Genomic DNA, 10,023 nt, shown 5'->3' on the forward strand with positions numbered 1-10,023 from the left:
TCCGCTTCCCGCCAGCCAATCGGCGGCGTTGCGCCGGCCGTCCTTGACGAGATCGCTGCCGTTCGTCCGCACAAGCGATTCGTCCCATTTCAGGGTGGCTTCCTCACGTCCGTTGCGTCGTCATGATCCATGCATGATCGGGATCGTTATGGAATTTCCACAACCGATGAGGACCGGCCATCACATTCAGATAATAGCAATCGTATCCAGGCGGCGCGGACACGGGATGGTAGCCCTTCGGCACCATCACCGCCTCGCCGTCCTTCACGATCAGCGTTTCGTCAAGTGTGCGGTCGTCGGTATATACCCGCTGCACGGCAAACCCCTGCTCCGGCTGCACGCGAAAATAATACGTTTCCTCCAGCAGCGATTCGTTCGGCAGCGCATCGCGGTCGTGCTTGTGAGGCGGATAGCTCGACCAATGGCCGTTCGGAGTGAAGACCTCGACGACCAGCAGACTGTCTGCCGGTTCCTGTTCGGGCAGAATGTTATGGATCCGGCGCTCGATATTCCCGTAGCCGCGCGTTTCGACGCCGACCTGCTCCGGCGCGATCAGCCGCGCCTCGTGGTTCCCAAGCCCCGGCGCCTCGCAGACCGCCAGCTCGACGGCCGTCAACGCCGTCACTTCATATTCGTCATCATTCGGAACATACACGGAATAAGCCGGCGTCCGTTCGAACACGCTCATCCGCTGCCCGATACCCGTCCACTTCCGCCGCCTCGTCCGGACGTCCGCCCGGCCGCTCAGCAGCACGAGACAAACCTCGCTGCCGCCGGTCGTCTGTCCGAACGTGTGCCCCACATCGAGCCTGACGACCCGAAAGCCGACATAAGTCCAGCCCGCCGACTCCGGCGTAATATGCAGCAGCGTCCCGTCCGCGTCGGGCGTCGGTTCCGGCTTTACAATCAATTCAGCCACGTTGTCTTCCCCCCTTTTAAAATGTTCCCGCCGGCTGCGCAGCCGCCAGCTCGAGCGCTTCCGCTATTTTGACGGGACGTCCGAGATGCAGCGACAGCTTGGCGGCCAGAGCGATCCGTTCGGCCTGCATGCCGTCGTTGCCGTCCACGGCCAGCGGCTCACCGTGCAGCACACTGCGCACGAACATGCGGGTCTCGTCGATATACGCCTCATTGTAGCGCTCCAGGAAAAAATGCAGCGGCTTGTCGCGCATAACGCCTTCGACCGTGCTGATCTCCGCCGTGTTCGGGTGATCGTTCGACACGGCCGCGCTGCCCTTGGAGCCGAATACCTCGATGCGCTGGTCGTAGCCGTAAACCGCCTTGCGGCTGTTCTCAATGACGCCGTGCGCGCCGCTTGCGAATTTCAGCATGACGATCGCCGTGTCCACATCGCCGTACTGCGCGAATACCGGATCGATCAGCACGCCCCCCTGCGCGTACACCTCTTCAATCTCGCTGCCGGAAAGGAAGCGGGCCATATCGAAATCGTGAATCATCATATCCATGAAAAGCCCGCCGGACAACTTGATATAGTCCGGACTCGGCGGATTCGGATCACGCGACGTGATGCGCACGATATGCGGCTCGCCGATCGTACCGGCCTGCACATGCTCGCGCAGCCGCTTGAAGTTATGATCGAACCGGCGGTTGAAGCCGATCTGCAGTTTAACGCCCGCCTTGCGGACAGCCTCGATCGCTTCCTGCGTCTGCCGGATATCCATGCTGATCGGCTTCTCGCAAAAAATATGCTTGCCCGCCTGCGCCGCCTGCTTGATGAGCGGAACGTGCGTGTCCGTCGTGGAGCATACAAACACCGCGTCGATATCCGGATTCGAGATAATCTCGCCGCTGTCCTTCGTCACGATGCCGATGCCGCGCTCCGCCGCCCAAGCTTCCAGCTCAGGGCCTGCGAACAGGTCACTGACCGCGACGATTTGCGCTTCGGGAAGACGAAGCAAATTGTCGGCGTGAATTTTGCCGATGCGGCCCGCGCCGATGATTCCGATTCGGAGTTTCTCCATTAGCTTCTGCCTCCCGCTTTATCCTGCTTTATGTGTGCTGCCGAACAATCGCATCTTGTCCCTGACCGCCGCCTTGACGGCCTCCCGCGCAGGACCCAGATAGCTCCGTGGATCCCGCCGGATGCTCCTCCAGGTAAGCGCGGATTGCCGTCGTGCAGGCCATTTGATTATCAGTGTTGACGTTGATCTTGGCCGTGCCGAGCGAGATTGCCTGCCGGATCTCGGCATCCGGCAGGCCGCTTCCGCCGTGCAGTACGAGCGGCAGGCCGGTCAGCCGCCGGATGTCCCCCATCCGGTCGAAGCCGAGCTTCGGCTGCCCGCGGTACGGCCCGTGAACCGAACCGAGAGCCGGCGCCAGACAGTCGATGCCCGTCTGGCGCACCAGCCACACGCATTCCTCCGGAACGGCGTACATCCCTTCGGCCTCGTCGACGATCAGATCATCCTCTCGTCCAGTAATGCTCGATCAGCGCGTTCGCCACGCCCGCAGGCCGCCACCGCCGCGCCGTTCAACATTTCTCTCATGGACACCAGCGCCATGAATTCTTCCACTCCTTCAGTTAGGACCCGAACCGGCTGATTACCAGCGCGCGGTGACCATTTTTTTGCGGGTATAAAATTCAACGCCGTCCATGCCGTTGGCATGGAGATCGCCGTAAAACGACTTTTTCCAGCCCGAGAACGGGAAGAAAGCCATCGGCGCGGGAACGCCCAGATTCACACCCAGCATGCCCGCATCGATCGTTTCGCGGAACTGCCGGACTGCGCCCCCGCTTTGCGTGAAGATGCATGCGCCGTTGGCGAAGTCCGAACGGTTCGAAATCTCGACCGCTTCCTCCAGCGAATCGGCGCGCACGACCGACAGCACCGGCGCGAAAATCTCATCCCGCCAAATCGTCATGTCCGTGCCGACTCCGTCAAAAATCGTCGGTCCGACGAAGTAGCCGTTGCCGTCGCAGGCGGCATCCTTGCGTCCGTCGCGCAGCAGCAGCGCGCCCTCGCGCTCGCCGGTCTCGATATACTTCACTGTCCGGTCCCTGTGCGGCCCGCGGATAACGGGTCCGAGGAAGATGCCCTCTTCCGCGCCGTTGCCGATCGTAATGCGGTCGGCCGCTTCCTTCAGCTTCGCGACCAGCTCATCGCCCGCTTCCCCAACCGCGACGACGACGGCGCACGCCATGCACCGTTCGCCGGCCGAGCCGAAGGCGGCGTTGATAATTTCCTTCACCGTCAGGTTCAGATCGGCGTCCGGCATAACGATCGAGTGATTTTTGGCGCCGGCCAGCGCCTGCACCCTTTTGCCGTGGGCGGAAGCCGTTTGGTAAATATATTCCGCCACCGGCTGCGAGCCGACGAATGAAACCGCCCGGATGTCCGGATGCTCCAGAATGCCGTTCACCACGTCATGCGCGCCGTGCACGATATTCAGCACACCGTCCGGCAGCCCGGCTTCCTTGAACAGCTCGGCCAGACGGTTCGCGAGCAGCGGCGTCCGCTCCGACGGCTTCAGCACGAATGTATTGCCGCAGGCGATCGCGAGCGGGAACATCCAGCAAGGCACCATCATCGGGAAGTTGAACGGCGTAATGCCGGCCACGACGCCGACCGGGTACCGGTACATGCCGGACTCCAGGTTGGAGGCGATATCGGGCAACTGCTTGCCCATCATCAGGTTCGGCGCGCCCGCCGCGAACTCGACGCACTCGATGCCGCGCTGCACTTCGCCGTACGCTTCGCCGTAGCTTTTGCCGTTCTCCCGCGTAATGAGCTTGGCTAGCTCTTCCCACTGCTCGATCAGCAGCTGCTGATATTTGAACAGGACGCGGGCGCGCTTCGGCACCGGCGTACGGCTCCAGGCCGCGAACGCTTCCTTGGCGTTCTGCACGGCACGGTCGACGTCCTCCTTAGAGGACAGGGGTACCTCCGCCAGCACCTCTTCCGTTGCCGGATTGTACACCGGGTCAGTCGCGGTAGAGGACGATGCCGTCCATTGGCCGCCGATCCAATTTTTCAATACTGTAGCCATCGTAAAATGATCCCCTTTCGTTCCGATCCCGTATGTTCGGGTCAGGATACCGTTATTTCCCCGCGCTCGCAGCGGGCGATATAGTCATGCACCATGTCCGCGGACGGCATGGCGTCCGAGCAGCTGTGGCTGGATATGACGATGCAGGCGGAGGCGCTGCCGAAGGACATGCTGTCCTCGAGCGACCAGCCCTGCATGACGCCGTACAGGAATCCCGACGCATAGGAGTCGCCGGCGCCGAACGTTTTGATCACTTTGGCCGGATAGCTGTTGGCGCGATGCCGTTTTCCGTCCCGCGTGTAAGCGATCGAGCCTTCCTTGCCGTGCTTGATAATGACGATTTTGGCGCTGTAATCAAACCACTTGTTCGCCGTCACGCTGTCGCTCCGGTCCGGATTGCGGTCGAAAACCTCCATCATGTCAAACTCCTCGCGCGTGCCGAGAATAATGTCGCACTTCTCGGCGGCCAGGTTGTAATAGACTGCGGTCTCTTCGTCCGAGTTCCACGTATACGCCCGGTAGTCGAGGTCGAACGCGACGACCGTACCGTGCCGCTTGGCGTAATGCAGCGCTTGAAATACCGCTTCGCGCGACGGGCTTTGCGCAAGCGCCGTGCCGGATATGAGCAGCATTTTCGCATTCGCGATCAGCTCCTCATCCACCTCGCCGGGCTTCAGCTTCAGGTCGGCGACGTTGTCCCGGTACATGAGAATGCTGCAGTCCGTCGGACTCTTGATTTCCGTAAACGCCAGGCCCGTCACCGCGCCGGTCCGGTCCGTCACGACGTTCGACGTATCGATCCCGTCCCGGCGCAGGTAATCCGCGATGAAGCGGCCCATCTGATCGTCCGCGATTTTGCCGATGAAGGCGGTCTTCTTCCCGAGCCGCGCCATCCCGATCGTAATGTTGGCCGGCGAGCCGCCGACATATTTGGTGAACGTCGACGTCTCCTCCATCGGACGATTGAATTCGTTCGCGTTCAGGTCGATGCACAGCCGTCCGATGGCCACGAAATCGATTGGTTTCTGCTGCGGGAATTGGACATAGGTCATGTCGCGTCACCTTCTTTCCTTCGTTATGAGTGATTCGATGTGAATTAGCGCGTCTCGCGCGTACTCATAGGCCGGATGCTCGGCAGGGTCCTGCTCGCCCTCCAGCATGGCCCAGCCGTCGTAGCCCCGTTCGACCAGCTCCCGAAAAATCGGGGCGAAGTCGATGCAGCCGTCGCCCGGTACCGTGAACACGCCTTTGCGGATGCAGGTTACGAAATCGGCGTTCTCCGCGCGGGCCTCCTCCAGCACATTCAGACGGATATCCTTCAAATGAACATATGCGACACGATCGTAATGCTTTCGCAGAACGGAGACCGGATCGGCGCCGCCGTAATAGGCATGCCCCGAGTCAAACAGCAGGTGCACCAGCTCCGGATCGGTTATCGACATAAGCCGGTCAATCTCCTCCGGCTGTTCCACCACCGTTCCGCCGTGATGATGGTAGGTCAGCTTCAAGCCGTACTCGCGGGCGATTGCGCCCGCTGCGTTAAGCCCTTCCGCCAGGCTTGCCCAGCCCGCCTCGTCCAGCCGGAGCACTTCCTTCTCGTTCGGCGTGCGCCTCGGGTCGAAGTGAAGCGAGCCTCCGACCTCGCAGGTACTGATGACGGTGCTGCCCATCTCCCGCAGAAACTCGACATGTTTGCGGTATGCCTTCAGCTCCTCGTCCCGGTAGGCCGGATCGGAGAAAAGCACCGATTTCCACTGAGAGGTCAGCCGAATGCCGCGTTTGCCCAGCTCCGCCTTCAGCACGGCCGGATCGGTCGGATATTTGCGCCCCATCTCCGTGCCGGTAAGGCCCAATCGCCGGATATCGTCCACGATCTGCTCGAACGTCGTATCGGCGCCGTGCTCCCGAACGTCCTCCCCGACCCAGTTAATCGGATGAATGCCGAGCTTGAACGACAGTTGTTCCTTAATCATTCGCTCCTGCTCCCTTCTATTAGCGCAAGCTGACGGCGCTTATCCGCTCCTGCATCTCGACGCCCGCCTTTACGACCTTTTCGCTGACGGACACCTGCGGAACGCCGACGTTCCACCACGATTCATAACCCGACGTATTCGTGCCGGCCAATACCGGAATTTCGATCAGCGTCGTAACCGTTTCGCCGCGCGCCTGCCGGATCGCTTCCGCCAGCTGCTCCGCATTCTCCGCCCTGTACGCCTTCGCTCCCAGACTGCGCGCATGAGCCGCGAAATCGATCGGCAGATAGCCGCCGGTCAGCCTGCCCGTCTCTTGCGAGCGGTAGCGGAACTCGTTGCCGAAGCCATCGCTGCCGTGTCCCCGTTGCAGGTTATGGATGCATTGAAAGCCGTGGTTGTCAAATAGAAGAATCGTTATTTTGCAGCCTTCCTGCAGGCTGGTGACCAGCTCGGAATGAAGCATCAGGTAGCTGCCGTCGCCGACGATTGCATATACGTCCCGGTTCGGCTCCGCCAGCGCGGCGCCGAACGCGCCCGAAATTTCATAGCCCATGCAGGAGAAGCCGTATTCCATGTGGTACGTCTTCGGCTGCGCCGGACGCCACAGCCGGTGAAGGTCCCCGGGGAGACTGCCTGCGGCGCATACGACGACGGCCGACGAATCGATCGCCTCCTGAATGGCGCCCAATGCGCGCGTTTGTGAAAAACCCGCTTCGTGCTCTTCCGCATACAGGCGGTCGACCTCGTCTTCCCATTGCTTCCGGAGAGCCTTGATCTCCGCTTCATCGTATCCGCTCCGGTAGGAGACAGCCGAAAGCCCGGCCTGCAGCGCCTTCACGCCTTCCCTGGCATCCGCCGTCAGCGCGACGCCGTTCAGCTTCGACGAATCGAAGGCGCACACATTTATATTGAGAAACTGCACATCGGGATGTCCGAACGCCGATTTGGACGATGTCGTGAAATCGGAGTAGCGCGTACCTACGCCAATGATCAGGTCTGCGTCCCGTGCCAGCAAATTCGCGGCCAGCGTACCGGTCACGCCCACGGCGCCCACATTGAGCGGGTGATTCCACGGCAGCGAGCTTTTGCCCGCTTGCGTCTCCGCGACCGGAATGTTGAACGCCTCCGCGAACGCGGCCAGCTCGGCCGTCGCCTCGGCATAAAGCACCCCGCCGCCGGCGATGATCAGCGGCTTCCGCTTGCCTTGGGCCAGCTCGATTGCGCGCTGCAGCGCGGTCGGCGACGGAGGGCGACGGTCCAGGTAATGCACTTTTTTCTCGAAGAACGAGAGCGGGTAGTCATAGGCTTCGGCCTGCACATCCTGCGGGAGCGCCAGCGTGACGGCGCCGGTCTCGGCCGGATCCGCAAGCACCCTCATCGCCTGCGGCGCCGCCGTCAGCAGCTGCTCGGGCCGGACGATCCGGTCCCAATATTTGCTGACCGGCTTGAACGGGTCGGTTGCCGAAATCGTATAATCGCTCGTTACCTCCAGCTGCTGCAAAACCGGGTCCGGCTGCCGCGAGGCGAAGTTGTCGCCGGGCAGCAGCAGGACGGGGATCCGGTTCACCGTGGCCGTCGCGGCCGCGGTCACCATATTGAGCGCGCCCGGCCCGATCGATGTCGTGCAGGCGAAAATCCGCTTCCGGTTGCTTTGCTTCGCATAGGCCGCCGCCGCATGCACGATGCCTTGCTCGTTCTTGCCCTGGATGAAAACCAGACTGCCCGCGCTGCGCTCCAGCGCCTCCCCGAGGCCGGTCACATTGCCGTGACCGAAAATCCCCATGACGCCCTGCACGAATTTCGTCTCCACGCCGTCCACGGATACATACTGCGCATCCAGAAACCGCAGCAGCGCTTGCGCCATCGTCAATCGAACCGTTTCCATAGCGGTACCCAAACCTCCTTCAAATTGTACGTTTGCTCCATAAGGTTAAGCGCTATACCCAACAGGATAATAACCCGGCAGCATCGCCCGGTTGCGCGGCAATTCCCATTTCATGTCCCCGTTTCCTCCGAAACGACGCTCAGCAGCGGCCGCGACACGGACGAGCGTTCAATAAGCTCGGGCAGCATCACGATTTTGCGTCTCGCGGACGAAGGCTCCTTCATTTTGTTGAGCAGAAGGTCAACCGCCATCCGTCCCATCTCCCGCATCGGCTGCGCAATCGTGGTCAGGGGAGGATACACCGCCGTCGCGCGGCTCGTATTATCGAATCCCATAACAGACAAAGCGGCGGGCACGGCAATCCGGCGCTCGTTCGCCGCCTGAATCGTTGCTGCGGCCAATTGATCGTTGCATGCGAAAACAGCCGTTATACCCGGGTGCGCGTCGAGCAGCGCGCCCACATCCACTGCCGCCTGCTCCGCGCGATAGCCGTCGATCCGAACGACAAGCTCCGGCCGAAAGGGCATGGATGCTTCTTCCAACGCCGCCCGGTAGCCGCGGATACGCTCGGTGCTGCTCGTCACGCTTTTCTCCTCCGCAACGACCGCGATTCTGCGGTGCCCCTTCGCCAGCAAATGATGAACGGCGAGCCGGCCTCCGAGAAAATCATCGACAAGCACGGAATCGATCGCCAAGGTCGGAATGTCCCGGGACAGCAGCACAACCGGCACCGTCGCCATCAATTCCGCAATAATTTCGCCATTCACGAGTCCCGTGGCGAAAATAACGCCGTCCACCCGGTTGTGCTGCAGCATCGCAATGCTCCGTTCCGTGCGTTCCGGCAAATTATCCGTGCTGCATACGATAGTGCCGAACCCTTCTTCATACGCGCGTTCCTCGATATAACGGGCCATTTCGGCAAAGAACGGATTCGTCAGGTCCGGCATGATAAGCCCCAGCGTGTATGCCGATTCATACCTGTCGGCAGCGTGATTAATCGCTTTTCTTCGCCGTTCCGGCTGAGCCTTGGGCGGTCCGTATTTGCTATACACTGTGCGACAACCGCCTTCCTTGATCGACCTGTTGTTATATACACGGCTGCGAGCCGGCATCCGGCTACGTGCGCAGCGGCTCCGGGAAATAACTGCGGACAACCTGTTCGGTCGTCTCCTTGCCGGTTCTGATCGTCCGGTCAGCTTCCCAGCCCCAATATTCGGGACGGAACAGTTCAATCGACACCATTTCGTCGTAACCGAGTTGCTTCAGGGTCGTCAGAATCGCGTCGAGATCGACCGCGCCCTGGCCCGGCCATAACCGGTGGTGATCGCGCAGCGCGCCGACCGGCAAATCCTCACAATCGTCAATGTGGAAAATAAAAATTTTGCCGGGGTCCGCCAGTCTCAAATCCTCCAGCCTGGAGTTCATGGCGTGGAAATGAAAGCAGTCCAGCACGATCCCCACGTTATCCCTGTCAGCCGCTTTTACGATGTCGTAGGCCTGGCCGAACGTGTTAACCGAGCAATTCGGGTAGCCCACGAACTCGAACGCAAGGCCGACGCCGTATGGCTGAGCCATATCCGCCAGTTCGCGCAGGACGCGCACCGTCTCCGTTTGGATCTGCTCGCGTGTATAATCGCCGATGTCGAAGGTCGGGACGACGACGATTTTTTTGCAGCCGATCACCTCGCCGATTCCAGACAGAAAGTTCAGGTCTTCCTTGATTTGACGGAAGCCCGCCTCGTCCCTGAAATTGATATATTCCAAAGCGTTGAAGGCATAAGGCTTGATGTGGCTGCGGTCGAAAAAATCCTTCAATTCCGACACCGAATGAGACGTCAAATATTGCTTCAGCTTGTCGAGCCGGATCTCGATGTAATCGTAGCCGTGCTTCTCGCACAAGGCCAAATCGGTTTCCAGATTCGAATTGTTCAGGGTCGTCGCCTGATTAAAAGCAATTTTCATCGGTTTCTCCTCCACTTGGACGCTATGTTCTTTTATTTTTTCTGGAATCGATGAGGACGGCGGTTACGATGATTCCGCCCTTTAAAATCTGCTGCCAATAGGACGAGACGCCGAGCAGATCCAGCCCGTTGTTGAGCACGCCGATAATCAGGGCGCCGATAATGGTGCCCGGAATCGTTCCGATCCCGCCGGACA

8 protein-coding genes and 1 pseudogene are annotated in these 10,023 nt (G+C 60.5%); all 9 read right to left on the bottom strand.

Annotation, left to right across the window (positions count from 1 at the left end; all coding sequences use genetic code 11):
* Positions 1-103 precede the first annotated feature (103 nt).
* Entirely contained in the window at positions 104-919 is an 816-nt protein-coding gene (iolB, locus tag BG52_RS12410) for a 5-deoxy-glucuronate isomerase (RefSeq protein ID WP_036583640.1), read from the bottom strand.
* A gap of 16 nt (positions 920-935) precedes the next feature.
* Positions 936-1,982, bottom strand: coding sequence for an inositol 2-dehydrogenase (iolG, locus tag BG52_RS12415; RefSeq protein WP_036583643.1), 1,047 nt, complete (start codon positions 1,980-1,982; stop codon positions 936-938).
* Positions 1,983-2,000: 18 nt separating this feature from the next.
* A pseudogene (locus tag BG52_RS12420) lies at positions 2,001-2,445 on the bottom strand (class II fructose-bisphosphate aldolase); the annotation flags it as partial.
* Positions 2,446-2,562: 117 nt separating this feature from the next.
* Entirely contained in the window at positions 2,563-4,008 is a 1,446-nt protein-coding gene (locus BG52_RS12425) for a CoA-acylating methylmalonate-semialdehyde dehydrogenase (RefSeq protein WP_036583646.1), read from the bottom strand.
* A 41-nt stretch (positions 4,009-4,049) separates the two neighbouring features.
* On the bottom strand, positions 4,050-5,060 hold the full coding sequence (iolC, locus tag BG52_RS12430; RefSeq protein ID WP_036583649.1) for a 5-dehydro-2-deoxygluconokinase: 1,011 nt from the start codon (positions 5,058-5,060) through the stop codon (positions 4,050-4,052).
* A 6-nt stretch (positions 5,061-5,066) separates the two neighbouring features.
* On the bottom strand, positions 5,067-5,981 hold the full coding sequence (gene iolE / locus BG52_RS12435) for a myo-inosose-2 dehydratase (RefSeq protein WP_036583651.1): 915 nt from the start codon (positions 5,979-5,981) through the stop codon (positions 5,067-5,069).
* 19 nt (positions 5,982-6,000) lie between these two features.
* Positions 6,001-7,866: a 3D-(3,5/4)-trihydroxycyclohexane-1,2-dione acylhydrolase (decyclizing) gene (iolD, locus tag BG52_RS12440; protein WP_036583653.1), complete on the bottom strand. Its 1,866-nt coding sequence runs from the start codon at positions 7,864-7,866 to the stop codon at positions 6,001-6,003.
* Between the two features lie 110 nt (positions 7,867-7,976).
* A complete protein-coding gene (locus BG52_RS12445) occupies positions 7,977-8,918 on the bottom strand; it encodes a substrate-binding domain-containing protein (protein ID WP_051587807.1) in 942 nt (313 codons plus the stop codon).
* Between the two features lie 64 nt (positions 8,919-8,982).
* Complete coding sequence (locus BG52_RS12450) at positions 8,983-9,828, bottom strand: sugar phosphate isomerase/epimerase family protein (RefSeq protein WP_036583656.1); 846 nt, start codon at positions 9,826-9,828, stop codon at positions 8,983-8,985.
* Positions 9,829-10,023: the final 195 nt, after the last annotated feature.

Source organism: Paenibacillus darwinianus, from assembly GCF_000598065.1.
GTDB lineage: Bacteria > Bacillota > Bacilli > Paenibacillales > Paenibacillaceae > Paenibacillus_I > Paenibacillus_I darwinianus.

Excerpts from the sequence above, each read along its gene's own strand:
- iolG (WP_036583643.1), bottom strand. The coding sequence starts at position 1,982 with ATGGAGAAACTCCGAATCGGAATCATCGGCGCGGGCCGCATCGGCAAA.
- BG52_RS12425 (WP_036583646.1), bottom strand. The coding sequence starts at position 4,008 with ATGGCTACAGTATTGAAAAATTGGATCGGCGGCCAATGGACGGCATCG.
- iolC (WP_036583649.1), bottom strand. The coding sequence starts at position 5,060 with ATGACCTATGTCCAATTCCCGCAGCAGAAACCAATCGATTTCGTGGCC.
- iolE (WP_036583651.1), bottom strand. The coding sequence starts at position 5,981 with ATGATTAAGGAACAACTGTCGTTCAAGCTCGGCATTCATCCGATTAAC.
- iolD (WP_036583653.1), bottom strand. The coding sequence starts at position 7,866 with ATGGAAACGGTTCGATTGACGATGGCGCAAGCGCTGCTGCGGTTTCTG.
- BG52_RS12450 (WP_036583656.1), bottom strand. The coding sequence starts at position 9,828 with ATGAAAATTGCTTTTAATCAGGCGACGACCCTGAACAATTCGAATCTG.